The sequence below is a fragment of the Symmachiella macrocystis genome (assembly GCF_007860075.1).
Lineage (GTDB): Bacteria > Planctomycetota > Planctomycetia > Planctomycetales > Planctomycetaceae > Symmachiella > Symmachiella macrocystis.
In genome coordinates, this window is sequence record NZ_SJPP01000001.1 from 2415577 (window position 1) to 2441953 (window position 26377).

The window sequence follows — 26377 nt, forward strand, 5'->3', positions numbered from 1 at the left end:
CAATTGTTGATATGAGTCTAACATGCCCGGTAGGCCCCGGGCAACTGCGTTCCGCGGTTAACGTCCTCCCCCGGGAAGTCGTCCGATGGCATGCCCCGGTTTACGCGTTGGCATTGCCAGGCTGATGCTACCCGATTAGGCTCGAACCCTTTCCGCCCCGTTGGAATCCGCTGTGAACAAACCGGCCCCCAATAAACATTGGCTGAAGCTCATCGGCCCTGGAATTCTCGTCGCCGCCACGGGAGTCGGCGCCGGGGATCTGGCGACCGGTGCCTTTACGGGAAGCCACCTCGGTGTCGCCGTCCTCTGGGCGGTGATTGTCGGCGCGCTGTTAAAATATGTCCTCAACGAAGGACTCGCCCGCTGGCAACTGGCCACCGAGACGACCTTGCTCGAAGGATGCGTCACCAATTTCGGCCGGACGGTTCAAGCGGTGTTCATCGTCTACCTGGCGATTTGGAGTTTTCTGGTCGGAGCCGCCCTGATGAGCGCTACCGGCGTGACCGCCAACGCAATTTGCCCGTTGTTCGCAGAGACTGACACGGCGACCGACGGTTTGACAGCAGCAGCCAAAGGCAAAATCGTTTACGGATTCCTCCATAGTCTCGTTGGGGTGATTCTGATCCGCCTTGGTGGCTATCGTCTGTTTGAAAAAGTAATGAGTGTTTGTATCGCGACGATGTTTATCACGGTACTAGTGACCGCTACCCTGTTGACGACCGAGTGGTGGGCCGTCGGCCGCGGATTGGTTTGGCCAACGATACCTCATCTCCATGACGGCGGCTTGAGCTGGACGATTGCCTTAATGGGGGGCGTGGGGGGAACCGTCACGGTGCTCTGTTACGGCTACTGGATTCGCGAGGAAGATCGCCGGGGAATTGAGTATCTAAAGACTTGTCGCATCGATCTCGCCGTGGGTTATACGATGACGGCCCTCTTCGGCATTGGTATGGTGATTATCGGTAGCACGATCGAAGTGACTGGCGGCGGCGCCGGATTGATCGTGACGTTGGCCGATCAATTACAAGGTCGGCTGGGAACCGTGGGCCGCTGGGCGTTTCTCATTGGAGCCTGGGGAGCTGTGACCAGCAGTCTGCTCGGCGTCTGGCAAAGCATTCCCTATCTGTTCGCCGACTACGCCGGCATGATGCACGAAAAATATGGGGAACGCGAACGCCAACCGGTCGAGACCACTGCACGGGTCTATCAATGGGCATTGGTCTTGATCGCCACAATTCCCATGATCGGCCTGTGGTACGGTTTTAAGGAGATGCAAAAACTTTACGCCATTGTCGGCGCCGCCTTCCTGCCCATGCTGGCAGTGGTGTTATTGGTACTCAACGGTTCGCCCCGTTTGATCGGCAAGGAGCATCGTAACCGTCCACTAACGACTGGTCTGTTGTGGTTGATCCTATTGTTTTTCACCGCCTCCGGAGGCTGGGCGATTTATGTCGCGTTTACAAAATGACTCGCACGAAGACGCAAAGCCTCTCCCAGGGTTGCGCGGCTACGCCGCTTACCCTGGGCTATGATGATTCAACCCCTTCGGGGTACTTGTTCTGGTTGCATGTACAATTTTTCGACCGATTTGGGAACGATACAAATAGAAACCTCTTTGCGCCTTAGCGTCTTGGCGTGAGGTTTTTTCTTACAAACAATAAACATAGAAAGCGCAGAATCGACACGATGACAAACTCCAGTGGATCGACATTGTTGCGGCCGTGTGACAGAGAATTCTACGAACGCGAATTGGCGTCGTTTCTGCCCGATCGCATTTACGATGCGCATTGCCATCTCGGCAAATCTGAATTCGCGCCGGCGTTGACACCTGCCGGTTACGATACGGTGGGGTATGCCGAGTACCGGCAGTTGATGACCGACCTGCATCCCGGCGCCGATCTGGCAGCGCTGTTCTTGCCGATTTTTAGCATGCAGCATCGGGACCGATTTCCCGACGCCAGCGCCTGGGTCGCCCAAGAAGTGGTGCACGATCCGCGGTGTCGCGGCGAGTTTTTTATCGCAGCTGACGACGATCCCGAATGGGTCCGCGATGAAGTCCGGCGGTTGGGGTTGCATGGGTTGAAGTGTTATCACATTACCGCCGCCACGCAGCCAACATGGGACGCGCAGATTCCCGACTTTCTCCCCGAGCCACTCGTCAAAGTCGCCCACGAAGAGGAACTGGTGATCACGCTGCACATGGTCCGTTCGCGAGCGGTAGCGGACCCGCAGAATATTCATTGGATTCGCCACTACTGCGCGACCTATCCCGGCATGCGGTTGATCCTGGCGCATTCGGCGCGGGGATTTCAACCGGCGCACAATCTGGAAGGGCTGCCGCATCTCAAAGGGTTGGACAATCTCTACTTCGATACCAGCGCAAACTGCGAACCGATTGCGCATCAAGCGATCATTCGCATCTTGGGGCATGAGCGATTGATGTACGGCTCAGACGTCCCGGTCAGCCACCTGCGCGGCCGCAGTCTGGGGGCGGCCGACTCGTTTGTCTGGCTGTACGAAGAGACGCCGGTCTGGGGCGAGAAGCACAATAAGATCGAACCGGTGCTCATCGGGCTGGAGCACCTACGTTCAATCAAATGGGCCTGTTGGAGCGAACGGCTCAGCGACAGCGCCGTTGAGGACATTTTTTGGAACAATGCAGCACGGATGTTGGGCGTGGAATGACGCAGTCAGTCCTTGCCCATCGCCCGATTTAGGCTTCGATGATCGGTTCGGAATCTTCCGGTTTATTGCTGGTAAACCCGCTGGCAATCAGGCCCACAAAAAAGATCGTCAGCGTGCCGACGACGATGGTCATGTGCGTGTGAAACGGGCTGCGGATTTGTTTTGGAAGTTCGAAAGCGATGCCCAACGTATCGTGGAGGAACTTGACGTCGCTGAATGTCATCCACGTGATCACCAATAAACCGATGATCACCGCCAAAGCGGCTGCGGGTTTGGTGGCATTGCGGGCAATCAGACTCAGCAAAAATAGCCCCAGCATCCCACCGGCAAAAATGCCCGAGAGTGTCCACCACGCGTCGAGGATACTGACAGTACCGATCAGAGCAACACCGATGCCCGTCCCGACGGCTCCCACAAACAAGGTGGAACCATACAGCACGCGCATCTGGCCTTTTTCGTCGACATCGGGATTGAAGTATCGCTTGTATACGTCGGTCAGAATAATGGTCGCCGAACTGTTCAAACTCGTGTCGACACTACTCATCGCTGCGGCGAAGATGGCCGCAATCAGCAAGCCGGCCATACCGGTAGGAAGTTTTTCGACAATGAAGTGCGGAAAGACCTTGTCGCCGATTTCTGCGGAGGTGAGTGCCATGGCTGTCGCAGGGAGTGCCGCCTTCTCCGCTTCGTATTCCTCGGGAGTCAATTTGATTTGATTGCGTTCCAGATTGGCAGCAGCGACTTGGTTTTGAACCTCGGCTTTCATTCCCGGCTGTGTTTCGTAGTAGGCGAACAACGACGATCCGATGAAGAAAAACAACAGCGAAATTGGCACATAGGCAACGGCTCCCATCCATACCGAACGGGCCGCTTCCTTCTCCGACTTGGCCGTGTGATAGCGTTGCACAAAGTTTTGATCGATGCCGAAGTTGTTTAAGTTGATGAACAAGCCATAGAGCATCATCACCCAAAACGTCGACGTTGTCAGATCCAGGTCGAAACTTCCCAAACTGAACTTTCCATGCTCGGCTCCGATCGTAAAGACCTGTCCCGGACCTTCGGGGAGATCAAACAGAATTAAGCCCGCCACAATCACTGCACCGATGGAGAGAATGATGCTTTGCGCCACGTCGGTCCAAATCACCGCTTCGATACCGCCCAAGAGCGTGTAGAGCGTGACCAGAAATCCTGTGCCGATGATAATGGCTTGCATATCCCAACCGGTCAGTGCCCGCAGGCCCAACGCCACACCAAACATCACCGATCCCACGCGGGCGAATTGCGTGAGCAAATAAAACACGACGCAGTACGTCCGCGCCCAACCACCAAAACGTTTTTCAAAATGCTGGTAAGCCGAAATCTCGCCGCTGCGCCGATAGAAGGGCACAAAATATTTCACGGCGATCACCGCGGCAAACGGCAACGACAAACTAAACACCCAGCCGTTCCAATTCGAACCGTACGATTTTCCCGGCACACCCAAAAACGTGTTGCTGCTGAGATAGGTTCCAAAAATCGACAGGCCGACGGCCCAACCGGGCAGCGATCCGCCGGCCGACATGAATTCGCTGGTGTTGCCGCTTTTGCGAATGAATCCGCATCCAAACGCCACGATCCCAATAATATAGATCACCAGCACGGCGATATCAGCGGCGGGTAACTCGGCGAAGACAGGCATAAAAAGTTGTGGCATCGGTCGGTTCTCTTGCAGGAATCAGTACCGGTGACGCGGGTGAGACACTCGACGAATAATCGGTCGCTTAAAGCGTCCCGTCGGGTGATCGTCAGTCGCGGCCAGGATGTGCGGGAATTGGATTGTGGCGAGTAAGTCAGCCATCCTACACGTCCCGAATCCCAAACGCCAGTCTTTGCCAATCGACGGGAGCCAGGAAACCCGCTTGCGTCACACGCATGCAACACCGCATACTATTTGACGTTGACTGCTTACGGAACGGCGAACTGTTTCGCAGCCCCCGCTGTTTCAGATTCAATGCAAGTTGCTCAACCCGGCTGGGCATGTCGTTGCGTGGGAATTCGCAATGACGAACAGATGCGCAAGCGGGCATAACAACTTGTGGCCGAGAAAGCCGAGATACGATGACTGCAACACCATTGCGGACGTTGGATGTGGTCGCCATTGTGGCGTATCTATTGGCGATGGCCGGCATGGGGCTGTATTTTGCCCGCCGCAATACCACGACAGCGGAATACTTCGTAGGCAACCGTTCGTTTCGCGGCTGGGTCATCGGATTGTCGATGGTCGGCACCACGATCAGCTCGGTCACGTTTCTGGCATTTCCAGCCGACGCCTTTTCGGCCGATTGGCGGAACCTGGTTCAAAATCTGACACTTCCGTTTGTGGCGATCATTGCCGTCATCTATTTCGTCCCGTTGCTCCGCCGCGACGACATGATCTCGGCCTTTCAGTATTTGGAAATGCGATTCGGAGCGATCGCTCGCTTATACGGCGTAGCTAGTTTTTTGATCATCCAACTGATTCGCCTCGCGCGGATTCTGTTTCTCGTCTCATTGCCGGTCGCGCTGCTGACCGGGGCACCGCTGTGGAGTGTGATCCTCTGCACGGGCATTTTCATCGCCTTTTACACAATCGCTGGCGGCATCGAAGCGGTGATCTGGACCGACGTCGTGCAAACCATTGTGTTGCTGCTGGCCGGGATGATGTCGATTGGATATGTCGTTTGGCAACTCCCCGGCGGATTCTCTGAAGTCGTGGCTGTCGGCCGTGCCGATCACAAATTCGACATGGGCATCGAAGACCCGGCACCGGAATCTCCAACGGAGCCGAATGCTGTCACCGACGAACAACAAGATTTGCGCGCGCGGATTTCCGAAGTCCTATCGCGAAAAACACTCACGATTGTGATCCTGTTGGGCATTCTCGAATGGCTGACAACCTACTGTTGCGACCAGACAGTCGTGCAACGCTACGCCGCGGCAAAATCAATGCGTGAAGCCCGCAAGGCGACGATACTGTTTTCGGTGATGGCCCTCCCCACTTGGATACTGTTCTTCTTTGTGGGCACGTGCCTTTATGCGTTCTACCAAGCCTTTCCCGATCCTCAAGTGGTCGAACTGCAACAGTCGCAAGTCGATGCGGTGTTCCCGCATTTTATATTGACGCAAATTCCCGCGGGGCTAGGGGGATTGGTGATCGCTGGGGTTTTAGCGGCCGCTATGTCGTCGCTTGATTCGAGCATCAACTCCATCGCCACGGTGACGGTAGTCGACATCCTTAAACCGTTCGTGCGCCCGGGGCGTAGCGACAAATACTACTTGGTGGCGGCGCGGATTATCGCCCTGTTTGCCGCCATGGTCATGATCGGCGGGGCGATTGCGTTGATTGAAATCCCGTTTAAGAACATCAATACTTTGACATGGATTGTCTCGTCCGTCTTCGGGGGCTGTCTCGTGGGGCTATTCATGTTGGGCTTCTTTACAACGCGAGTCGACTATCGCTGTGTTGTTGCCGCTCTCATTCCCGGCATTCTGCTGAATGTCTATCTCGCCCTCAACATCTCCGGTCGATTGCCTGAGTTTCTGCAGATAGACATCCACGAATACTGGGTGGGCATCATTGTGAACGTTGTATTCGTCGTCGTGGCGCTGGGGATCAGCCTGTTCCCTAGAACGTCGACGAAGGATCTGCGAGGATTAACGGTCTGGACCCGCGCCAAGGCGGATTAACACTCCGGGCGGGCCGCTGCACTCTCTTTAAAAAACTAGCAGACAAAACCCAGTGACTCCCCCACCAACCAACGCATCCGCGAAACGCAATTGGCTGGCGCTGATTCTCGTCAGTGGGCTGTTGCTGTTCGTCTGGTTAGCGGTGCTGCCGATGATCGCGCGGCAACCGAGTGTAGCGGAGCGGATCGGCCGTCTCGATGCGCGGGGTATCGATCCGACGGCGATCTTTTATTCAGAACTCGACGCCATGCCGGCCGCCGAAGCGCACATCCGCCGCGTGCGCTCGGCTCCACAAGATCCGCTCTGGTAACGAGCGGTGGTCATCTGCCGTGGTCAATTACGCCGGTTCCAGGACACCGACGATTGTTTCGATCACCAAATCCTTGACCACGTCGCGAAAGGCAACCATGTGCGGCGCCATCAAGTGCGCTTCCAGTGCGGGTAAATCGTCCCATTGTTCAATGACCGTCACAATATTCGGCCGCACGGGCGGTTGAACCGGAAGATTCGTCTGCAAATCAACGGCCGGCCCGTAGGCAATACAGCCTTCTTCGGCGAGCACTTGGGGCACAAGTTCATTGAAGTGCTTCAAAAACTCATCCCGTTTTCCGTCAACGACTTCAATGGTGGCAAGTACGTGAATCATGGCTGGCTTTCTGTTTGGTTACGTGTAGGGGTTCTGGGTGTATTCATTCACCACGGAGCCACGGAGGACACAGAGAGGGGGGATTTATGAACCCCGAGCGATTCTGTTTTTAGGTTATTCCTAATTCCTATTCGATGTGGTTCCGTAGTGCGTCGATTGGAGTGGATCGCTGTGTACGACGGCAAGCCGTCGGTTTGGGATGTTGCAGTCCAACACCCGCGAATCTGTGTTTGATCTGTGTTCAATCTGTGGCTAACTATTAACGTCACCTAATTTAAGATTTGGCTGCGCTGGTTTGTTAATTCCTCAGTGTCCTCCGTGCCTCCGTGGTGAATCACTTTTTTACCCCCGGCACTTTCAGTCCTGGAATAATCCGCAGGGCGTTTTCGTAATACACCTTGCGTAACACGTCATCCGGTAGGCCCAGGCCGTAGATGTTCCAAAATCCTTGTGGGGGAAACGGGTTGTCTTCGTAGGGAAAGTCTTCGTCCCAGGTTTCTAGAAATCGCCAATGCGGGATCAACTCTGAAACGGGGGGGACGCCGTCGGTGCCGAAGAGGATGCGGTCGGAGTATTTTAGGAAAAACTTGCGCGCCGTATAGGGTTGCCGGCCCAATTCCGCGACGCGGGCGGCGATCTCGACCATCATGTTGGGATACCGATCCAGATACGTTCCCAGCTTGGCCAAGTCCTCGGGGATATCGGCCATGTGAGCGCAGATGAAAGTCGTTTTTGGATGCCGCGCGATGACGCGGTTGCGGGCATCGATGATATCCTGGTGGGCGGGAAACTCCTCGCCGTAAAAACTCCACTCGGGATGCCGATACAATTCTTCCCAGCGTTCGTTGTATTCGTCGGTTTTCTGAAAAAAGGCGATTGGATCCGACGCGTGCCACAGGACCGGCACACCCAGTTCGCCCGCCCGTTGCCAAACCGGATCAAACTGTGGGTCATCAACCTTTAACAGTTTTCCGTCAGGCCCGCGTAGATACAGCCCCAGCATTTTTGTCAGTTTTAGCCCCGATGCGCCTCGTTTGACCGCATCCGACAAACCGTCAGCCATCCGCAATCCGAAACCCGGCTGATTGACGGCCCAAGTTTCGGGTTGGTCCTTCTTGCCATCGCCCCGGTAATCCATTCGCACAAAGATCACAAACCGGCCTGGGTGCCGCCGCCGGTAGAGTTCCAACTGTTCTGTCAGCTTCGAACCCATCTTGCCATCCAGGCTGACGCTGACGGCGATGTTCGAAGCGTCCATGGCAGCCACCATTTCGTCGAGTTCGGTTTCACTCAACTTCCCGGGATGCGTATGCACATTCACGCAGGGAAACTTGGCCTGCTTCAAAGTATGCTGCGACGCCTTGAGTTGGCTTTTGGGACGGAACTCATCCAGATACAACCGTTTTGTCTTTGATTCAGTTTTAGGTTCCTCGGCCGGCAAGAGGCTTTGAGCGAAAACAATAATCCCGATCACAAGCAGCGCGTGACGCATCTCTAAAACTTCCTCAATTCAAGTGCAGGGTGAGTCTATCTAGCATGTGGCGGCTGCGGCCCTGTGTATCATTGCCCAGTTTGTTGAATTCGCTCCGGGCGGCGCACGAAGTAATACACGGCAGCGCCTATGACCTGTAAAAATACAATCACCAGGACCCAAATGATTTTGTCATTGCCTTCGGATGGTTCTTTCGTCAGGCAGTCGATCAACATCCAAATCCAAAATACCGTACCGGCGATTGATAGCAGGATAAACGGCAGCATGCATGCCAAACCAATTAATGCTTCCATGAGCGATTCCTCTCGATAGATCGAACGCGGCTAGTTTCTGGAGCGATCGTAGGCCAGGTAGGGAGCAGAGGAAAGGGTTCGTCACCACGTGATGCGAAAACGCACGTAAAAACGGAGAACATCGAGCCATTGGTACCCAAATCGGGGCGATCAAATACTTAAACTAGCCCTGTTTGTACGAAACGATGTTACGCTTCCTCGTGTTCGAAAAAGACCTCGCCCGGACCGCTAATCGGAAGTATCGCGCCGAGAGACTCGCCGGCGGTGGCTGCGGGATAGGTTTGCAGCATCAACACCATGCCGTCGTGGGGAGCAGCCACGTTGATGCCCCGTTGTCCCAAGGGATCGAACACTTTGCCGATGATTTGATTTTTCTCAACGAAGTCGCCCAGTCGCACGCGGGCTTCAAAAAATCCATCGGCCGGTGCGGGCATTTGTGTTTGCAGGTGTCCGCTATCGTCGCGGTCATCCTCGACAATGTATTCCACCAGCGAGTCGGGAATCGTCCGTTCCAGCATGCCCAAGTAGCGAGCAACGTTCAAACACCCGTCGCGCAACATTTGCACCCCGCCTTCGGAACACTTCGCGCCGCCGGTGAATTCGGTATAGATCGCAGGTATGCCCGCGTCACGGGCTACCGAAAGCGAGCGCCCTTCATGGCGGGCACTGGTGCCCCAAATGATTGGCATGTTAAATGCCCGCGACATTTCGCGCTGGTGATTGAGGATCGTTTCATCCTCGTGCAATCCATAGCCGACGAGCGACAGAATTTCATACCGCACGCCGCCGGTATGCAGGTCAATATAAAAATCCGCACTGCGAATCAATTCGCTCAGCGCCACGGCAATCCGCTCCGTTTCAGAGCCTTCCGGATTTCCCGGACAGACGCGGGCCAAATCGAGACCGTCATCGGCCGTTCGTGATCGGCGGGCAAACGCCGCTTCATTCACAATCGGCACCAAAGTCACGCGCCCTTTGAGCGTTGCGGGGTCAAACGCTTCCATCAAGCGGCGGATGGTCACCATCGGCTCGTATTCGTCGCCGTGTACTCCACCGGTGATCAGTAAGTGCGGACCGGGCCGCTCGACGGTCTCCCCTTCGGCGTCGGTCTCCGTCCCCACGATGGTATGTGTTTGCAGCGTGATCGGCTGGTTCATCTATTTGGTCTCCGCGCTCGGTTTGTGCCGCAGCCGCGCGCGCTCGGCAATGGTGTCGCAATCGACGATGACGGCTTTGTCACCCGCGTCGTTCACAATGTCGCAAATCATTTGAATGGTTTCTGCCTGGGGATCTTCAACGACTAAACAACTGGGATGTGCTAGAAAATCATAACATGCCCGATTCTCGATTGCCCACTCCACACCCAGACGAATCGCTTTTTTGAAATATTCCAGCTTCCAGAATTTCGTGCGAAACGCATTCACGTCGCTGATGGGACTCATCGGAACTTCCACCAGGCCGCTGGGATAAACATAAGGTTGCGCCGCCGCTTGGGCGGCCACAATGCTCTCATAAACCGCCGCTGTCGGCTCCTGATGTTCCTCGCCGGCGTCATGCGCCGGATACTTGCAACTGACCCACGAAAACCCTTGGTTAAGCAACAGTTGCTGAATATCGGCGCGGCCATCGAGCGCAGTCTGAAATCCGCCTGGCGTGCGAAAACCGTCAGGCTCGATCTTCAACCGGTCCTGCATCGCGACGGTGGTGATGCGGATATTTTCTTCAATCAGCTCCTCTGTGGATTTCCCTTGTGCCAGCCACGGGGAGCGGCGAAAGCGAAACTGCGCTTCCTCCGGTGTCGAAGCCAACACATAGACATGATCGTAAGTGTGATTGCCGATCGGATGTCCACCCTGGATCAGCGTGTTGAGCCAATCCACGCTTTTGTGTTCCAATACCCGGCCCACACAGAAAAAATGAATAAAGCCCCCTTTCGCGGCGGCCTTTTCAGCGGCAGCTACAGAATAGGCTTTGGTGGCATCGTCCAGGTTGCCTTTTTGAAAGTCCCATTCCATCATCCCCCGCTTGGGATAATGCCGACTCATTTCTAAATCGAGCGTAATCGTAATCAACGCTTTACTCTCATCCGCCGCCAATTCGCGCCGCTTTGCAGCAGGAATCCCCCGTCCGACCGGCGCAGCCGCCCCCGACAATCCCCCACACATCACCGCCGCCCCAGCCGCCATCGAACCGGCAAGAAATTGGCGACGCGAAACACGAGGGGAGGGCAGGGGCATGGTTGATCCTTTAATCTTCAAATCCGATTATTACCTTGTTACCAAACTCTGTTTGGAAACAAGGACTTTCTTGTTGTGATCCGTGTTTCATCTGTGGCTAATTGTTACGTCTCTTGATCCGCTATGTTGTCGCGATCCCCATTCCCGCATGTTGGTTCGTCAACGAGTCCTTGTAATTCTGCTGCAGGGTCGGATCCACTTGGGCGCTGTCGGCAAAATAGACCAGGCCCATGGCGCGGCGCGAGCGGTTGCTGGTGTTGGCATCGGCGCGGTGTACGGTCAGCGAATGATGGACCAGCACATCGCCCGGGTGCAGCAAGTACTTCGTCTCGCGGGCTTCGTCGTCCGGTCCCCAGTCTTGAACGCCTTGCGAGAATCCCAAGACCTGAGACGTCCCATGCGGACGGACGCCGCCTTCGTGCGAGCCGGTCACGTAACGCAGGCAACCGTTCTCTTCGTCGATATCGTCCAACGCAATCCAAAACGTGACGGCTTTGTTGGGAACCAAGCAGAAATAGTATCCATCCTGGTGCGGCGGCGTCGCTTTGCCCAAGCCGGGGGGTTTGTTGAAATACTCCGCGCCTTGCGTGATCACCTCCTCGCCCAAAAATGATTTTGCAACATCCACAAAACAGTCGCGGCGGATCAATTCGGCAAAGAACGAGTCCTCGTCCTGCATGTATTGCATTTGTTTGAGCGTCGCCGGATCTTCGCGATTCTCATAAAAGGCATGCGTCGCCGGCAAGCCAGGCACGACGTCGCGGATATAGCGATCGAGATTGTCCTGCAATTCTTCGAGCACATCGCCGACAAGGAATTGCGGCAGGCAAATGTGGCCGTCTCGGGCGAACGCGTCCGTCCAGTCGGACAATTGCTGTTGATCAACCGCCGTGCTCACAATGCACCTCCGCTTTCGAAAAAAATCGAGCTGTTTCCAAATTACGAAGCTTCCCGGAGCGGTCTGTCAATCCCGCCTACTATGAGCATACTGAGAATCGTCTCGAGAGGGAAACGATTCGCGGATAAGGCTCACCATTTTTTGAGGAGCCTACACTCACGATCCCTCCTCATTGATATATAGCGGCAGCTGATGGTTTTTTTATCCGGCGTATTGATCGCGACGTGCCCTGCCGATACAACCGGCGAATGGCCCCTCCCAGATCCGCCAGGTGAACTGCTATGTCGCAAACTCCCGATCCCGCGAGCACGGTCAGCAACCGGTTTGCGACGCTGCGCGGTCAACAGGTCCTCACCGTAGGGATCATGTATTTCGGCTATGCCATGTTCATGGTGCTGCGGATGGTTCCGACCGTCACCGGTACGGCTATGCGCGAAGACCCCGCGCTAGACATCGATCTGGGCGACTGGGGACGGATTTTAGCGATGGGAACCGCTGGCGCTGTTGTGGGGAAGTTCATCGGCGGCTACGCAGCTGACAAGTTCGGAGGCAAATTGACCTTCACTGTAGGACTGCTGATCTCCGGGGTCTTTGTCGGACTGTTTGCGGTTTCCTCGAGCGTCCTGTTGTTTCAACTGACGTTTTCCGCTGCGCTGATGGCCAAATCGGCCGGATGGCCTGCAATGGCTAAAATCATCACACATTGGTTTTCCCCGCTTGAATACGGCCGCGTCTGGGGCGTCATCTCGACCAGTTCTCGCGTCGGTACGTTGGTCGCCACGCTGGGGTTGGGAGCACTACTAGCGTTCATGTCATGGCGCGGTGTGTTGTTGATTGCTGCTGCGGCGAGTCTGATTGCCGTCGTGGCTTTCGCGTTTTTACTCACTGAGCGACCTCACGAACAACAATTCTCTTCCGACGATAGCGACGATGTGGAAGCAGCGGACGTCCCAGTTCATCCACTCGATGGAACCACTTTGCCTCAAGCACTGACGCGCATTTTTGCCAGTCCGCAATTCTGGTGGATCACCGGCAGTCTGGCGGGGTTGACTATTTTGTGGGACTTCCTGTTATTCGTTCCGTTGTATTTACAGGACACGTTGGGTCTCACATCGGCCAATGCAGCGATGTCCGCGTCGGCATTTCCTTTCGGCAGCTTGATTTCGGTGCTGATCGGCGGTTACGTGTTCGACAAGCTGAGTCGATCGGCAACCGCCTGGCTGATGGGCGGGCTGTTGACGATTGCCACCTCCTGCATCGGCACGTTTCTACTTATGCCGCATTTCGGCATGACGACTGTTTCGCTGACGTACTTGGCATTGGCGCTGTTATTTATTTTTGGAATGTGTGTGTCGCCCTGTTATTACATTCCCATGAGTGTATTTTCAATCGAATTTGGCGGCCCGCATGCGGGGTTTTTGATTGCTTTGCTCGATGCGTTGGCGTTCGCGGCCAATGCAGTCTTTTACTACTATGCCGGAGAAGTCGCCGAAGCAAGTTGGGGCCTGTTTTTGACGGTACTGCTGGCTGTTTCGGCTTGGTCGTTAATCACGACGTTCGTCTTCTTACGGGGAGAAGCCCGTCGACGGGCGGGGGACATCGCTGTACCTGGAGCGTAGGCAGTGTCCTTCTACTATTGAGGCGGTCTGCGGACAAAACACAGATGCGACTGTGGATGGGTAACAAATCCCAAGCTGACCGCTTGCAGTCGTTTCCGACGTGCCGGGCTATATTGCTCACCGTGCATCATTCATGCGACTAAAACGTGCGCACAACAGGAGCTTCGACGGCCCCCTAGATTGTCCGTTACTGGCTTAGCTCCTTGGAGTGAGGTTTTTTCTTTCGTGGCGAATCCATCGTCCTTCACCGAATTGTGCGTTTCGCATGCGTTAATCCGTAGTCGACTTGTCGCTTCGATTTTCTGGCCGGCGGGTGTTCTCGAATCGTTTGGGGCAGGGGGCGGCGCCGGGCCATGCGCCTTTGGCTGCATGCTCGGTTTCCGCATATTTTTCGGCCAACTCGGCAACGGCATCTTCGCTTTCATCAACGTACAACTCGAACCAATATCCGGCATGGTCTTTCTTCGCCACGCGAATCCCCGCTGCCAAACGGCCGCGATGGTCGCCGCCGGAACAATCGGCCGCAACAAGTGCCGCCATCAAACGGTCGGTTAAGCTCCCTTCGGTCTCTTCATACGCTTGCGCCATGGCGACCACGACTTCGCGACCGGCGAGTGTATTGCCTTGGCAGGTATAAAAACGTCCGGTCATGCCACCCCAATACAGGCTCGGCTTACTGGCAGCGGTTGGATTGCGATTGGCAGCACGGCCTTGAATGTCGATGATCGCCAGTTGCCGTTGTTCTCGCCGCGGGTCGTCTTTCAAGAGGGTGGCTAACACCTCCTCAGGGGCTTGGCCCGCTTCCAACAAATCTAACGCCCGTTCGCCCCAAGCCGGTTCGTGCCAATGTTGTGTGCAAAACGCTCCCACACCGGGACGGACGTACGGGACGACTTTGCCCACCGCCGGATACTTGCTCGCTACAGCTGCGCCGCAGATGCCGGTTTCAGGATCAACGGCCACAATTGAGAACGTAGCGGTGATTCCGTGCTGCGCGACAGCGGTCGAAGCCGCTCGCGGCGGTGCCTGTTGCTGGGCGTCGCAACCCACTGCAGCGAACAGGGAAGCGATCAGAATCGGCAATTGACGTGACATGGCGGTACCCTCGGCAGGTCAGCGATTAAGAATCGTCTGCGTTGTTGAGATTGTGGTGCACAACAGTGTAGCATGACGATCAGCCGCTGCTGCCCCGGATTCGCAATGCGCAACCGCTCGTGGTATAAGGCAGCGGTTGAGTTCCTCATCTGATCATACACCGGAGGTTGTTTTGCTATGTTGTTGGGATGTTTGCACCGCTTGAATTTCCGTCGCACCATGTTGATACTGATTCCCTGTTTCGTCGTGCCTTTCGTATCGCAAACTGCTACAGCCAAAGAGCCGGTGAAGTTAATTTTTGACACCGACTTGGGCGATGACATCGACGATGCGATGGCGCTGGCGACCATTCACGCGCTGCAGTCGCGCGGGGAATGCGAATTGTTGGCGGTGACAATTGTCAAAGACAACGAATTGAGCGGACCGGCCGCCAATGCAATCAACACCTTCTACGGCCGCCCGGACATCCCCGTGGGGGTTGTCAAAAAGGGGGTGCGACCACAAGAAAGCCGCTTCACCGGCAGTCTCACGAATACAAAAAATGGCGACAAGCAGCGGTATCCTCACACACTGCTTTCAGGCAATGATGCCCCCAATGCGACCGAATTACTGCGAAAAACGCTTGTCGGGCAGCCCGATCATTCGGTTGTGATCGCGCAGGTCGGATACATGACGAACCTCGCCCGGTTAGTGAACTCGCCGCCGGACAAGATTTCACCACTCAACGGACGGGATTTGGTGGCGAAGAAAGTCAAGCTGCTCTCCATCATGGCGGGCAACTTTGGCCCAGCCAAAAACAAACCGGAATTCAATGTCGTCCAAGACTTGGCGTCGTCGAAAAAACTCTTGACCGATTGGCCGACACCGGTGGTGATCAGCGGTTACGAAATCGGGCTGAATATACGGTACCCATGGCAGAGCGTTGAAAAAGACTTCGGTTACGTCAAGCACCACCCCGTCCACGAAGCCTATTTGGCCTGGGACAAAAAGCCGCATGAGCGGCCGACATGGGATTTAACTAGCGTGCTGTATGCGGTCCGTCCCGATCATGGGTACTTCGGTCTGTCAGATGCGGGAACCTCCACCGTCGATGACCGCAAACTCACACAGTTTGAGTTTGATCCCGATGGATTGCATCGTTACCTGACAGTGACGCCGGAACAAATCATCCGCGTCCGCGAAGCATTGGTCCAATTGACCAGCCAGCCGCCGGATGTGCTGCCGGAACAATAAGAACCCGTCGGCTTGCCCTCGTTTCGTTGGCAGCTGATATCGACTGAAAGAAAACCTCACGCCAAGGCGCAAAGATCGCAAAGGCAAGAAGCGTTATCACACGACGATCTTCTTAGCGGACTTTGCGCCTTGGCGTGAGAAATATTATTTGAAGGAAAGTTTCACTCGTGTTTCGATCACTGATTTTCGTTTCACTGCTGCTGTGCGGCACCTCATTAACTTTTGCTGAGGAGCAATGGCAGGCTGGGGTGGCGCGGGTGGCGATTACGCCCGGCGCGCCGATGTGGATGGCGGGTTACGCCTCGCGCAAGAAACCCGCCGAGGGGACGTTGGCGGAATTGTACGCCAAAGCATTGGTGCTTGAGGCGGGCGAGAACCGCGTGGTGTTTGTCACCACCGATTTGATTGGAATTCCCCGCACGTTGGCGGTGAATGTTTCGCAGCGGGTGAAAGAGAAATACAAACTGCCCCGTAAATCGTTGTTATTCAATGCGTCGCACACGCATTGCGGACCGGAGTTGCGGCCGGAGCGGGATTACTTTTATGGCATGGCCGAAGCGGAGGCGAAACAAATCGGCGTTTATACGGAAAAATTAGAAACGGCGCTGGTGGAATTGATCGGCGCTGCCTTAGCCGATTTGCAGCCCGCCACGCTTTCCTATGCCAAATCGACAGCCGACTTCTCCAAGAACCGCCGCTTTCCGACTGACGAGGGTTTCGTCAACCGCCAGTACAACGAGGGCCCGACCAATCACGACGTGCCGGTGTTGCAAGTATTTTCGCCCGCTGGCGAGCGACGGGCGATTCTGTTTGGCTATGCCTGTCACAACACCTCGACGGGGATCATGCAATTCAATGGCGATTACGCCGGCTTTGCTCAGAGCGACATTGAAAAAGACTTTCCCGGCGTGACCGCGTTATTCGTCGAAGGGACCGGTGGCGATCAGAATCCTTATCCCCGCGGAAAAATCGAACTCGCGCGACAACATGGTCGGAAATTGGCCGATGCTGTGAAACGGGCGGTACACGAGCCGCAACAACCGCTACCGCCAGCGATTGATTCGGCGTTTACAGAAGTCGAATTGGAATTCGAGCCACTTCCGCCGCGTGCAGCCTTGGAAGCGGACGTAGAATCAAAAAATGTTTACCGACAGCGCAAATCGCGTTATCTACTTGGAAAACTGGACCGTAAGGAGCCGATCGCGCTCACCTATCCCTGTCCGATTCAAGCGATTCGGATTGGTGAGACGTTGGTGATGGTGGCCATCGGGGGCGAGGTCGTCGTCGATTATTCGCGGTTGGTGAAATCCACGTTTCGCTCGGTCCCGTTTGTGTGGGTCGCAGGCTATAGTAATGATGTCTTCGGATATCTCCCCTCAGCGCGAGTGCTTGCCGAAGGGGGCTATGAAGCGGGTGGAGCGATGTTGTATGGTCCACTTCCCGGCCCGTTTACCGGCAGTGTCCAAGACCGTGTGATGGCGGGAGTTCGCCGTGTGGGAACTGATGTGGGATTTTCGTTTCCCAAATCGCTCGAGCAACAGCAATAACAGGCAATAACATGCAAAAGCGGAATATACCATTACTGAATGAAGAACAACGTGAATCGATGCGTCGGGCGTCGCGATTCAATGCTGAGTTGATGGATTTTATTCGCCCTCAAGTTTTGCCGGGAGTCACAACCGGTGCCATTGACCGGCTGGTCGATGAGTACACCCGCGACCATGGGCACACGCCCGCCTGTTTGGGGTATCACGGATTCCCCAAGACGATTTGCACCAGTATCAACGAAGTCATCTGTCACGGCATCCCGGATGACACCGTGCTGACCGAAGGGGATATCGTCAACGTCGATCTGACAACCATCGTCGACGGCTGGTACGGCGACCAATCGGAAACGATCTTGATCGGCAACGTTTCGGATGAAACACGAAATCTGGTGCAGGTCACCTTTGATAGCCTGTATGCGGCCATCAATGTCCTGCAGCCGGGCAGCAAAGTGATTGAAATCGGCCGCGCGATCGCCAAAGCAGTGCGACCGCATGGCTATTCTATTGTGCGCGACTACCAAGGCCACGGCATCGGCCAGGGATTTCATCAAGATCCAGGCGTTCCGCACTATCCGACCCCGGGAGCGCGATTCCAAATCTTGCGGCCGGGCGTCTGCTTCACGATTGAACCGATGATCAATCAAGGCCGGGTGGAGACCGTGTTGGACAAATCAGACGGCTGGACCGTTCGCACCAGAGACGGCAAACTCTCCGCGCAGTTTGAGCACACAATCCTCATGACCGAGGAAGGCCCGGAAATCCTGACCCGGACCGTGCACGGCCCGCAGGAAGGCCACCGTTTTTGAATATCGCTCAATTGCGACCCGTCGGAATTCCCCGCCCCAAACATCATCGCACCAACCGCCATGCCCCTGGTTCTTTCACTGCACAATCGCACGTCGATCCCCGTTGAAGTCGATCACGTTCGCATCGAGACCGCTCGGGAACAGTCGGTCGATCAAATCCGGGCGACGCCGGTGCAGTACGGCAACAAGCAATTGACGCTCGGTGAGTTCTTCGATGTAACCGGTTCGTGCAGCGACGACAGCGAGATGATTTGGGAGGGGGATTGCGGCAAGGTCAAGTTGATCGGCACCGGCATGACGACCGGCCGGATGACGATTCGCGGGAACGCGGGGATGCATTTGGGAGCCGAAATGACCGGCGGCGAAATTCTTTGTGAAGGAGACGCCACCGATTGGGTGGGGGCGGAGATGCATGGCGGACGAATTCACGTTCGCGGTGATGCCGGGCATCTGATTGGAGCGGTCTATCGCGGCGGGCGGCGCGGTATGACCGGAGGGGAAATACTCATCGACGGCAAAGCCGGCAACGAAATCGGACATACGATGCGACGCGGATTGATCGCCATCGGCGGCCGCTCCGGCGATGCGCCCGGTTTTAATATGATTGCCGGCTCCATTTTCCTGTTTGGCGAAACAGGGATTCGTCCCGGAGCAGGGATGCGGCGCGGCACGATCGGCTATTTCGCTGCCGATGCGACTCCGCGGATGTTGCCGACATTCAAACGGTCTTCAACATACGCCCCGTTGTTTTTGCAGCACTATTTGCGGCATCTGCAAACAACTGGTTTTCAAGTTCCCGCCGAGTGTCTCACGTCCCACTACGCTCGGTATCGCGGCGATTTTCTCGAAGGTGGCCGCGGCGAAATCCTCGTGCGGCAGGCCGGTTGACCGTCGCAGCGACCGACACTAGCCGGGCCAACCGTTGCGTCGCGCGTTGTCTTCGCAGTCGGACCGATTCACATAGCCCTGTGTGGAAGCGCCAACAATATTTCCATTGGGGGCCACCCGTCGCCAGCGCCATTCGCCTGAGGTGTCTTTATAAACTTCCCATTTGTCCTCGGCCATGCGTCTCTCCTCAGCAAAAACGCCAATGTGATAAGAACGTCTGAGGGTAACTGGTGCACGTGCCTGCGGCGAAAAAGGTCCTTGTTCAATCGGACCACGATACGCCAGTGACGTGCGTCTTACCTATGTCACTGAGTCTACGTTTCGCGGCAATATTGTCAATAACAATGAACCGAGCCTCCCCCCCGCGCAATCTCTGGGAATCGGACGACGTGCGTGTGAAAGTCGGCTAAGATGATCATCATGGCCGTTTGCCGGCTGACTCTGCGGTTCAATAATTACATCGTCACCAACAAGGCCAGTCCCCCAATGACCGTCGACAAACAGGGCCGTTACTTGGCCACCAAGATCACGATGATGCCCCGCGATACGAATCCGCACGGGACGATCTTTGGCGGCGTGATTTTGAGTCACATCGACCAGTCAGGTGCGATCGGTGCACGCTATTCGATTCGCAAAGAGGGTTTCCCTGATTGCGCGCTGGTGACAGTGGCTATGAACCGTGTCGAGTTTCACCACCCGGTCTATGTCGGTGACGTCGTTAGTTTTTACTCACACGTCGAACGCTTCGGCCGGACGTCGATCACCGTGCATGTTACGGTCGAAGCGGAGCGCGACGGCTCGGCGCTGATGCTGACCGAAGCGGACGTGACTTACGTCGCCGTGCAACTCATCGACGGCGAACGGCGACCGGTACCGATTCGCGGTGCCGAGTGAGACTTGGTTGGATCACGTTGGGTGGATCACGTTGGTTGAATCAAATCGAGCGGGACACCGATATCGATCACTTGCACCGTTCCGGTCCAAGCTACGGCGCCCGGTTGGTCAAATCCCAATTTCGGGGCGACAAACGTGGCGGTCTGTTCGGCACGCACGCAGGTCCCCAACGGCTCACCGGTATCGCAATCCATGCCCGACGGCAGATCGATAGCAAACACCTTGGCGGCGGATTGGTTGATGGCTGCGATGATTTCGGGAAACGGCGGACGCAACGCACCACGGGTCCCGGTTCCCAGCAAGGCATCGACGATCCAATCATCCGGTTGTAGTGCCGCAAACAGCTTCGCGAAGTCCGCATCGTCATCAATCACACGACCCGCCCACCCGGCAGCCTGCAAGATGCGATAGTTGATCGCCGCATCGCCGGAAAGTTCGGTCGGATCGCAAAACAGCCAGACTTCCGCCTCGAAACCACGATTTTGTAGATGCCGAGCGATGACATAACCATCGCCGCCGTTGTTCCCTTTTCCGGCGCAGATGATCACTCGCCCGGCGATGCCAAGCTCAATCAACAGCTCCGCTGCACCGCGGCCGGCGTTTTCCATAAGCACGACTCCTGGCATGCCATATTCGGAAATCGCACGACGATCGACGTCCCGGACCTGTTCGCGGCTCATGGGAGTTTGCGGCATTGGGTATTGCTCCATCGCCAGAATGGTTTTGTTTTGCTACGATTTTGATGACAGTGGCCCGACCGGCAGATTGTCGGACGGAGCGAAGCCCTATCTTAGCAACTATCTCGCGAACTGCGAAAATCCAAACCTTGCTGCGAACACTGAGCATACGGATGCCAGGGAGAGCGTAATTTTGACGGTCACATATGCGGAGCGTTGGGGAGTCGTTACCGGAGCCTCATCGGGTATTGGCACGGAGTTCGCACGGCAACTTGCCGGACGGGGGATGCATCTGGTCCTGACCGCCCGTCGGGAGGATGAGTTAAAACAACTGGCCGAGGAACTCTATACGGCGCACGGCACCAAGACAGAGGTCATCACGGCCGATTTGACCAACCCGACGGAGCCGCAGCGAATTTATGATGAGATCAAACAGCGGGGCATCGAAGTGGAACTGCTCGTCAACAACGCCGGCATCGGCTTTGCGGGCGCCATCGAGCAGACAGATGTGTCGCGGATGATGGAAATGATTCAAGTCAATATCACTGCTCTGACTGAATTGACCTACTTGGTACTTCCGGAAATGCTGTCTCGCAAAGCAGGCGGTGTGATCAACGTCGCCTCTGTCGCCGCCTTTCAACCGGTGGCCTATAACGGCGTCTATTCCGCCTCGAAGGCGTACGTATTGCATTTTTCAGAATCGCTGTGGGCCGAGACGCATCAACGGGGAGTGATTGTCATGGCGTTGTGTCCGGGAACCACAGCGACAAATTTTTTCAATGCTTCCGGCGTACCGCATTGGTTGGAAAAGCACCCCTCGCAAACCCCTGAGGCGGTCGTCCGCGCCGGCCTGACCGGCTTGGACAAGCGGCGGCAATATTACGTTTCCGGTCGGAAGAACTATATCCTGTCGTTGCTCGTGCGCTTGGCAACGCGGGCTACGGTGGTAAAAGGTTCGATTAAATACTTCAAACCGAAGAAGCAGAAATAACTGCTGTCGGTTAATGAGGTGCTTCGAGGAATTGCCGAACCGTAGCCTGCCACGTGTGCGGCGCTGCCGGTAAATACGCGGCATGCCCTACGTCCTTGGGTAGGACATAACAGGGTATTGGATAAGATATGAAATATTGGCTGGTCGCATGCGACATCGGCAGCGCTGACATGATCTTGATACAGTTCAACGATTGAATCACCATGCCAACGAAAAAGAAACATCCAAGCAACACCAATTAACTGACCAAGTCCATCATCGATCAAGCTACCTCCGAAGAGCCGGAGTCTCCCAAGGCGACTGTGGGCCGCAAGAACGGGGAGAAGGGTGGAAAGTCGCGGGCCGATAATTTGACGCCGGAAGAGCGCGTCGGACTTGCAAGAAAAGCGGTTAAGTCGCGATGGTCTAGTTCATCTCGTCTGGGAAATCGCCTTCAACGACATCATCCCGAAAGTCAAAGCACTTTTGAATCGGCTTCTGGCCAGGGTGGATGTCATTGTAGTAATCTAGATCTCGCTTCAGTTGGCGGCAATCTCCGACAATTTGCTCCCTCCGTTGCGTAAAGGCAATTTCCATGTGTCGTCGCGGTGCACGACGAATATCGCTCCAAAGATGAAGCTGTTTCCCAGCCTTGGTGATTCTTGCGACATGATTTGCGCGAACAGGATGGCCGTGTTTGTCCGTGATAGATTGTTCCCGCAGAGCCTTGGCGAAGTCTTCCCTGCAAATCCTCACAACGAGGTCCGGTGGTGGTTCCCATCGATCAGTTTTTATTGCCCAAACAGCTAAATCTTTCGTGGAGATCGCAACATTGCCGGTCTCTTTGATGTATTCATCGGCGTAAGATTGAAGCTTCTCGTGATAAGGCGTCGCAAGTCTTTTACCCATAACAAACTCCCTTGTTACAACTGAATGTTGTTGCCCCACCCATCTGTGATGGCTTTCCCGATGACCCTATCACGAATGGGGGCCAGCAATTTCCGCAACTGCGAATAGTCCAATTCACCCCGTCTTTGAAGCTGACCAACGACAATACCAGGATGAATACCATTGGCGTTGGCAAACTGAATGACGCGCCTCTGGTAATACAGTGGACCTGCTCTTAGGATGAAAGAATCGAGCTTTTCTCTTGGGACCAGAAAGCTCGCCGCCTCGTCATTTGCTCTTATCTCAATGTTACTCTCTTCATCGGTTTTGAACATCTCTTCGGTATCGACTGGAGCTTCATCGCGGTATTTGATGTGGGTCAATTCGTGCAATAGCGTGAACCAGAAGTTATCGATCCTGCCATAACGCAGCGATAATCCAACAACTGGTTCTCCTTTGACCCATGTCGCGACTCCATCAATTTTGGTCTTCGGCAGGTGTTTCACAACCACTAATCTTATTCCATGGTCCGATAGCACTTTAGGAACGACAGCGACGTCTTTTGGATCATGCAATAAATGTGACAAATCACTCAAGCAATCGTCGATTCCATCCTTGTATTTACTTGCTGGAGCAACTACTGAAAGTTTTCTAACTCTTGCAAACCACGCCAACTGAGGCCCGTCTTTACCGCCTGTGCTCTTGCGGGCTGCAACCCGAAACCTTGACGGAGAATCCAGGCAGTCCCTTTCCAGAAAGCTAGACAAAGATTTTTCCAACTCGTCACAGGATTTTGTTTTCGCAATCCACTTTCTTTTCACGAGTGCCGAGATCGGAAACTGATCAAATATTGCGGACCTCCGCTCAATCTCTTTCGTGTCGTGTTCCGACTTTGATAGCTCGTAGGAAGTCTGCAAATTCATCCACATGTTTGCAGAAGTCCCGAACGCGGCACCCAACAAGTGCGCCATCTCGGGAGTTACCCCTGACTTACCAGACAGCAATCGGTTCACCGTTTGGCGGGTAACCCCCAACACACTCGCTAAATCGTCTTGCGTCCATTCCCGAGATTCCATTTCTTCTTTGATGTATTCACCCGGCAGGAACGGTTCAACTGAAATTGATCTGTCCATTTCCATCCTCCTGCTTAGTGGTAATCTTCGACCGCCACGACAAGGACGGTATTCAAGTTGAATTCAATTATTAGTCTCATTTGGTCGTTCAGGCGAAGCGAGTGCTGATGTTTTCTGCGGCCTTTTAGCTTCTCAAGCCTCAATGATTTCATGGCCCTGATGTCTCGTTCATCTTCAGCGCTCCTGATAATATTCATAACTTTTCTGTATGCGCGCACCACGTTTGGAGCAAGTTTTGTTTTTGCGGCGGGGTCGGCTTCCAAGAACCCCAGTCCAGAATCGGAAAACTCAACGTCCATGCGCTTACTCCTGCGGAATATGAATCATTATCGCCTATTATATGCCGCTGTCAATAGGAAATGTAACAGAGTGTGTTGCTTTGTTACATGTTTGTTTGCTGTGCGGGCGGTGCTCAAGCGTAATCGTCAGTATGAATAAGCTAACTACCGAAAACGAGTCGCAGTCATCTCCGCCCTGGTCGAAGTTTGCTCGATTTGGTCAACAGTCAGGATGACCGATGTTTCCAAGAATACTGTGACAAAATTGCTCGTGAACATCAGCAGGGTTTATTCTGAATTTGATGACAAAACCCTCGGGAACTTGCCTTGTACATGGTTGCAACTGAATAGGATTTTGTCGTTCGTCGGTGCAAAGCAAAAAAACGTGCCCGAAGCCGTGCGGTGCTAGGGGTGCGGCAACGTGTGGACTCGGACCGCAATTTGCGACGAAACCAAGCTCGTCCAGTCATGTTACGTCGGCCTGCGGGAGGACGATCAGCCAAGACGATTGTGAGCGACTTGGCGGGCCGCTTATCGAACTGTGGATTCCCATGCGTGCGGCGCTGTCGGCAAATAAGCGGCATGTCCTACGTGCTTGGGTAGGACGTATTAGGCGTGCATTGATTGATGACACACATGGTCTATGATCTGATGTGAATAGCGCCACCTCCGACGCACATACTGCTTCTAATCCGCACGGAACGCAATTCCGCGTTTTACCGGAAACACGCAATGCCCGACCCACAAACACAATTCACCGCAGCAGTTGCCCTGCACCAAGCTGGAGACCTTTCCGCAGCCGAACCGGTTTACCGTCGTGTGTTGCAGGATGTGCCGCACCACCTGGATGCGATGTACTTGCTCGGCACGTTGCTGTTGCAGCGGGGAGAGTTCGCTGCGGCTGTGGAATTGCTGTTACAGGTCTGCGCCGCTCAACCCCACGTCGCCGCTGCCCATAATAATTTGGGGATTGCCTATAAAGCGCAAGGCCAATTCGAGCAGGCAATCACGTGTCTGAATCGCGCACTCAAGCAGGACGCGAATTATGTAGAGGCGTATTTTAATCTGGGGCAGATTTATGAAGAGCAGCAAAAATGGCCCCTGGCAGAAGACTGCTTCGTCCAACACCTCGCGTTGGCTCCTGAAGATATTGAGTCTCACGTGCGACTCGGTTTCGCACTGACACAACAGGAGAAATCCGCCGAGGCCGCGTCTGCTTATGAACAGGTCGTACGCCTCCAACCCGATTACGCTGAAATCCATAGCAACCTGTCGTATGTCTACGAGCGACTCGGACGACTGGAAGACGCCGTCGCTGCAGCTCAACAGGCCGTTATGCTGCGTCCCGATTATGCCGAGGGCCACAACAATCTAGGGAATGCCCTCCGCTCCTCGCATCAATTAGAAGCGGCCTGCGCAGCGTTTGATCGCGCGCTTGAAATACAGCCCGATTTTCCGATGGCGCGATTCAACCTGGCAACGACTCAGATGTTGGCGGGTGACTTGGCGGCGGGTTGGGAAGGATTTGAAGCCATCATGTCGGCCTCGCCGCAGACATTTTTGCAACCGCGCTGGCGTGGGGAATCGTTGGCCGGAAAAACGTTGCTGGTGCATGCCGATGAAGGTTTCGGCGACACCTTGCAATTCGCGAGATTCCTCGCGCCCGCACAGGCGGCCAGCGGCGCACGAATTATCCTGCATTGCCAACGCGGTCTCGGCGATTTGTTGCGGGGCACTGCTGGAGTAGCGGAGGTCATCGTCGAAGGTGATTTTGTGCCAATGACCGATGCGCACATTTCGTTACTGAGCCTTCCAGGAGTCTTGGGAGTCACCGGCGACACATTGCCCGCAGCCGTTCCCTACTTAAGTGTTGGCGATGTGGAATCACAATTCGACGACATTATCGATCCCACCCAGTTGAACGTGGGTCTTGTTTGGCAGGGCAATCCGGTACAGCCGCGCGATTTGGTCCGGTCTTGCCCCTTGTCGGAAATGGCTCCACTGATCGAAACCGACGGGACACGATTCATCAGCCTGCAAGTGGGAGCCGCCGGCTTGCAACAACTAGCCGCCGTGGATTGGCGCGAGCGCGTCCTCGATGCGGGAAGCGGATTGACCGATTTTACGCAAACGGCGGCATTGATCAATCGTTTGGATCTGGTGATCACCGTCGACACAGCAGTCGCTCATTTGGCCGGTGCACTCGGCAGCGATGTCTGGACGCTGTTATCACACACTCCGGATTGGCGTTGGCAACTGGAGCGTAGCGACTCGCCGTGGTATCCCACAATGCGGCTCTTTCGCCAACGCGATTGGGGGGATTGGCCTAGTGTGATGAGGGAAGTTGCCGTTGAATTGAGAAAAGTCGTTTCGAACCGATTGAGTTAATCGAA

Annotated in this window: 25 protein-coding genes; 12 read left to right on the forward strand and 13 right to left on the reverse strand. The window is 55.1% G+C overall.

The features are described 5' to 3' along the window. Positions 1 to 172 precede the first annotated feature (172 nt). On the forward strand, positions 173 to 1468 hold the full coding sequence (locus tag CA54_RS09320; protein ID WP_197532325.1) for an Nramp family divalent metal transporter: 1296 nt from the start codon (positions 173 to 175) through the stop codon (positions 1466 to 1468). A gap of 218 nt (positions 1469 to 1686) precedes the next feature. Continuing rightward, positions 1687 to 2685 carry an amidohydrolase family protein gene (locus CA54_RS09325; RefSeq protein ID WP_146370514.1) on the forward strand — a complete coding sequence of 333 codons (999 nt, stop codon included), beginning with the start codon at positions 1687 to 1689 and terminating at the stop codon, positions 2683 to 2685. Between the two features lie 28 nt (positions 2686 to 2713). Here the strand turns inward: CA54_RS09325 and CA54_RS09330 are convergent, their stop codons facing one another. Continuing rightward, entirely contained in the window at positions 2714 to 4378 is a 1665-nt protein-coding gene (locus tag CA54_RS09330) for a sodium:solute symporter (protein ID WP_197532326.1), read from the reverse strand. A gap of 404 nt (positions 4379 to 4782) precedes the next feature. On the opposite strand from CA54_RS09330, the gene CA54_RS09335 reads away from it, so the two are divergent. Beyond that, positions 4783 to 6390, forward strand: a complete 1608-nt coding sequence (locus tag CA54_RS09335; protein WP_146370515.1) for a sodium:solute symporter — start codon at positions 4783 to 4785, stop codon at positions 6388 to 6390. Positions 6391 to 6442: 52 nt separating this feature from the next. Beyond that, positions 6443 to 6700 (forward strand): hypothetical protein, encoded by a 258-nt coding sequence (locus tag CA54_RS09340; RefSeq protein ID WP_197532327.1) that lies wholly within the window; start codon positions 6443 to 6445, stop codon positions 6698 to 6700. A gap of 27 nt (positions 6701 to 6727) precedes the next feature. Here the strand turns inward: CA54_RS09340 and CA54_RS09345 are convergent, their stop codons facing one another. From CA54_RS09345 to CA54_RS09370, 6 genes are all read right to left on the reverse strand, one after another. Continuing rightward, positions 6728 to 7036, reverse strand: a complete 309-nt coding sequence (locus CA54_RS09345; RefSeq protein ID WP_146370516.1) for a putative quinol monooxygenase — start codon at positions 7034 to 7036, stop codon at positions 6728 to 6730. A 334-nt stretch (positions 7037 to 7370) separates the two neighbouring features. Then, positions 7371 to 8528, reverse strand: a complete 1158-nt coding sequence (locus tag CA54_RS09350; RefSeq protein ID WP_146370517.1) for an amidohydrolase family protein — start codon at positions 8526 to 8528, stop codon at positions 7371 to 7373. A 68-nt stretch (positions 8529 to 8596) separates the two neighbouring features. Then, the gene (locus CA54_RS09355) at positions 8597 to 8821 is read right to left on the reverse strand and encodes a PLDc N-terminal domain-containing protein (RefSeq protein ID WP_146370518.1); all 225 of its coding nucleotides are present in this window, start codon (positions 8819 to 8821) and stop codon (positions 8597 to 8599) included. Between the two features lie 188 nt (positions 8822 to 9009). Next, positions 9010 to 9978, reverse strand: coding sequence for a succinylglutamate desuccinylase/aspartoacylase family protein (locus CA54_RS09360; protein WP_146370519.1), 969 nt, complete (start codon positions 9976 to 9978; stop codon positions 9010 to 9012). After that, positions 9979 to 11058 carry a polysaccharide deacetylase family protein gene (locus tag CA54_RS09365; protein WP_146370520.1) on the reverse strand — a complete coding sequence of 360 codons (1080 nt, stop codon included), beginning with the start codon at positions 11056 to 11058 and terminating at the stop codon, positions 9979 to 9981. It lies immediately after the preceding gene. A 121-nt stretch (positions 11059 to 11179) separates the two neighbouring features. Continuing rightward, on the reverse strand, positions 11180 to 11956 hold the full coding sequence (locus CA54_RS09370; protein WP_197532328.1) for a phytanoyl-CoA dioxygenase family protein: 777 nt from the start codon (positions 11954 to 11956) through the stop codon (positions 11180 to 11182). Positions 11957 to 12237: 281 nt separating this feature from the next. Here CA54_RS09370 and CA54_RS09375 point away from each other — a divergent pair, with 281 nt between their 5' ends. Next, the gene (locus tag CA54_RS09375; protein ID WP_146370522.1) at positions 12238 to 13575 is read left to right on the forward strand and encodes an MFS transporter; all 1338 of its coding nucleotides are present in this window, start codon (positions 12238 to 12240) and stop codon (positions 13573 to 13575) included. Between the two features lie 270 nt (positions 13576 to 13845). Here the strand turns inward: CA54_RS09375 and CA54_RS09380 are convergent, their stop codons facing one another. Continuing rightward, positions 13846 to 14670 carry a DUF1028 domain-containing protein gene (locus tag CA54_RS09380; protein WP_146370523.1) on the reverse strand — a complete coding sequence of 275 codons (825 nt, stop codon included), beginning with the start codon at positions 14668 to 14670 and terminating at the stop codon, positions 13846 to 13848. Between the two features lie 177 nt (positions 14671 to 14847). Here CA54_RS09380 and CA54_RS09385 point away from each other — a divergent pair, with 177 nt between their 5' ends. The 4 genes from CA54_RS09385 to CA54_RS09400 all read left to right on the forward strand — a co-directional run bounded on the left by CA54_RS09385 (position 14848) and on the right by CA54_RS09400 (position 19144). After that, the gene (locus CA54_RS09385; RefSeq protein ID WP_231963017.1) at positions 14848 to 15903 is read left to right on the forward strand and encodes a nucleoside hydrolase; all 1056 of its coding nucleotides are present in this window, start codon (positions 14848 to 14850) and stop codon (positions 15901 to 15903) included. Positions 15904 to 16070: 167 nt separating this feature from the next. Next, positions 16071 to 17450: a neutral/alkaline non-lysosomal ceramidase N-terminal domain-containing protein gene (locus CA54_RS09390; RefSeq protein WP_146370524.1), complete on the forward strand. Its 1380-nt coding sequence runs from the start codon at positions 16071 to 16073 to the stop codon at positions 17448 to 17450. An 11-nt stretch (positions 17451 to 17461) separates the two neighbouring features. Beyond that, positions 17462 to 18256 carry a type I methionyl aminopeptidase gene (gene map, locus CA54_RS09395; protein WP_146370525.1) on the forward strand — a complete coding sequence of 265 codons (795 nt, stop codon included), beginning with the start codon at positions 17462 to 17464 and terminating at the stop codon, positions 18254 to 18256. 60 nt (positions 18257 to 18316) lie between these two features. Then, the gene (locus CA54_RS09400; protein WP_146370526.1) at positions 18317 to 19144 is read left to right on the forward strand and encodes a formylmethanofuran dehydrogenase subunit C; all 828 of its coding nucleotides are present in this window, start codon (positions 18317 to 18319) and stop codon (positions 19142 to 19144) included. An 18-nt stretch (positions 19145 to 19162) separates the two neighbouring features. Here the strand turns inward: CA54_RS09400 and CA54_RS09405 are convergent, their stop codons facing one another. Beyond that, complete coding sequence (locus tag CA54_RS09405) at positions 19163 to 19321, reverse strand: YegP family protein (RefSeq protein ID WP_146370527.1); 159 nt, start codon at positions 19319 to 19321, stop codon at positions 19163 to 19165. Between the two features lie 243 nt (positions 19322 to 19564). On the opposite strand from CA54_RS09405, the gene CA54_RS09410 reads away from it, so the two are divergent. Then, entirely contained in the window at positions 19565 to 20038 is a 474-nt protein-coding gene (locus CA54_RS09410) for an acyl-CoA thioesterase (protein WP_197532329.1), read from the forward strand. Between the two features lie 26 nt (positions 20039 to 20064). Here CA54_RS09410 and CA54_RS09415 read toward each other — a convergent pair whose 3' ends face one another. Beyond that, the gene (locus CA54_RS09415) at positions 20065 to 20733 is read right to left on the reverse strand and encodes an NAD(P)H-hydrate epimerase (protein WP_197532330.1); all 669 of its coding nucleotides are present in this window, start codon (positions 20731 to 20733) and stop codon (positions 20065 to 20067) included. A gap of 175 nt (positions 20734 to 20908) precedes the next feature. Between CA54_RS09415 and CA54_RS09420 the strand changes: the two genes are divergently transcribed. Beyond that, positions 20909 to 21706, forward strand: a complete 798-nt coding sequence (locus CA54_RS09420) for an SDR family NAD(P)-dependent oxidoreductase (protein WP_231963018.1) — start codon at positions 20909 to 20911, stop codon at positions 21704 to 21706. Between the two features lie 405 nt (positions 21707 to 22111). Here CA54_RS09420 and CA54_RS09425 read toward each other — a convergent pair whose 3' ends face one another. From CA54_RS09425 to CA54_RS09435, 3 genes are read right to left on the reverse strand one after another with little or no spacing between them, the layout of a single operon-like run. After that, positions 22112 to 22594 (reverse strand): hypothetical protein, encoded by a 483-nt coding sequence (locus CA54_RS09425; RefSeq protein WP_146370530.1) that lies wholly within the window; start codon positions 22592 to 22594, stop codon positions 22112 to 22114. A gap of 14 nt (positions 22595 to 22608) precedes the next feature. Then, positions 22609 to 23706 carry a HigA family addiction module antitoxin gene (locus CA54_RS09430; protein WP_197532331.1) on the reverse strand — a complete coding sequence of 366 codons (1098 nt, stop codon included), beginning with the start codon at positions 23704 to 23706 and terminating at the stop codon, positions 22609 to 22611. Positions 23707 to 23720: 14 nt separating this feature from the next. After that, positions 23721 to 24005 (reverse strand): type II toxin-antitoxin system RelE/ParE family toxin, encoded by a 285-nt coding sequence (locus CA54_RS09435; RefSeq protein WP_146370532.1) that lies wholly within the window; start codon positions 24003 to 24005, stop codon positions 23721 to 23723. Between the two features lie 711 nt (positions 24006 to 24716). On the opposite strand from CA54_RS09435, the gene CA54_RS09440 reads away from it, so the two are divergent. After that, positions 24717 to 26372 (forward strand): tetratricopeptide repeat protein, encoded by a 1656-nt coding sequence (locus tag CA54_RS09440; protein ID WP_146370533.1) that lies wholly within the window; start codon positions 24717 to 24719, stop codon positions 26370 to 26372. The last annotated feature ends 5 nt before the right edge of the window (positions 26373 to 26377 follow it).

Excerpts from the sequence above, each read along its gene's own strand:
- CA54_RS09325 (WP_146370514.1), top strand. The coding sequence starts at position 1,687 with ATGACAAACTCCAGTGGATCGACATTGTTGCGGCCGTGTGACAGAGAA.
- CA54_RS09330 (WP_197532326.1), bottom strand. The coding sequence starts at position 4,378 with ATGCCACAACTTTTTATGCCTGTCTTCGCCGAGTTACCCGCCGCTGAT.
- CA54_RS09335 (WP_146370515.1), top strand. The coding sequence starts at position 4,783 with ATGACTGCAACACCATTGCGGACGTTGGATGTGGTCGCCATTGTGGCG.
- CA54_RS09345 (WP_146370516.1), bottom strand. The coding sequence starts at position 7,036 with ATGATTCACGTACTTGCCACCATTGAAGTCGTTGACGGAAAACGGGAT.
- CA54_RS09350 (WP_146370517.1), bottom strand. The coding sequence starts at position 8,528 with ATGCGTCACGCGCTGCTTGTGATCGGGATTATTGTTTTCGCTCAAAGC.
- CA54_RS09355 (WP_146370518.1), bottom strand. The coding sequence starts at position 8,821 with ATGGAAGCATTAATTGGTTTGGCATGCATGCTGCCGTTTATCCTGCTA.
- CA54_RS09360 (WP_146370519.1), bottom strand. The coding sequence starts at position 9,978 with ATGAACCAGCCGATCACGCTGCAAACACATACCATCGTGGGGACGGAG.
- CA54_RS09365 (WP_146370520.1), bottom strand. The coding sequence starts at position 11,058 with ATGCCCCTGCCCTCCCCTCGTGTTTCGCGTCGCCAATTTCTTGCCGGT.
- CA54_RS09375 (WP_146370522.1), top strand. The coding sequence starts at position 12,238 with ATGTCGCAAACTCCCGATCCCGCGAGCACGGTCAGCAACCGGTTTGCG.
- CA54_RS09380 (WP_146370523.1), bottom strand. The coding sequence starts at position 14,670 with ATGTCACGTCAATTGCCGATTCTGATCGCTTCCCTGTTCGCTGCAGTG.
- CA54_RS09385 (WP_231963017.1), top strand. The coding sequence starts at position 14,848 with ATGTTGTTGGGATGTTTGCACCGCTTGAATTTCCGTCGCACCATGTTG.
- map (WP_146370525.1), top strand. The coding sequence starts at position 17,462 with ATGCAAAAGCGGAATATACCATTACTGAATGAAGAACAACGTGAATCG.
- CA54_RS09400 (WP_146370526.1), top strand. The coding sequence starts at position 18,317 with ATGCCCCTGGTTCTTTCACTGCACAATCGCACGTCGATCCCCGTTGAA.
- CA54_RS09405 (WP_146370527.1), bottom strand. The coding sequence starts at position 19,321 with ATGGCCGAGGACAAATGGGAAGTTTATAAAGACACCTCAGGCGAATGG.
- CA54_RS09410 (WP_197532329.1), top strand. The coding sequence starts at position 19,565 with ATGGCCGTTTGCCGGCTGACTCTGCGGTTCAATAATTACATCGTCACC.
- CA54_RS09415 (WP_197532330.1), bottom strand. The coding sequence starts at position 20,733 with ATGCCGCAAACTCCCATGAGCCGCGAACAGGTCCGGGACGTCGATCGT.
- CA54_RS09425 (WP_146370530.1), bottom strand. The coding sequence starts at position 22,594 with ATGGGTAAAAGACTTGCGACGCCTTATCACGAGAAGCTTCAATCTTAC.
- CA54_RS09430 (WP_197532331.1), bottom strand. The coding sequence starts at position 23,706 with ATGGACAGATCAATTTCAGTTGAACCGTTCCTGCCGGGTGAATACATC.
- CA54_RS09435 (WP_146370532.1), bottom strand. The coding sequence starts at position 24,005 with ATGGACGTTGAGTTTTCCGATTCTGGACTGGGGTTCTTGGAAGCCGAC.
- CA54_RS09440 (WP_146370533.1), top strand. The coding sequence starts at position 24,717 with ATGCCCGACCCACAAACACAATTCACCGCAGCAGTTGCCCTGCACCAA.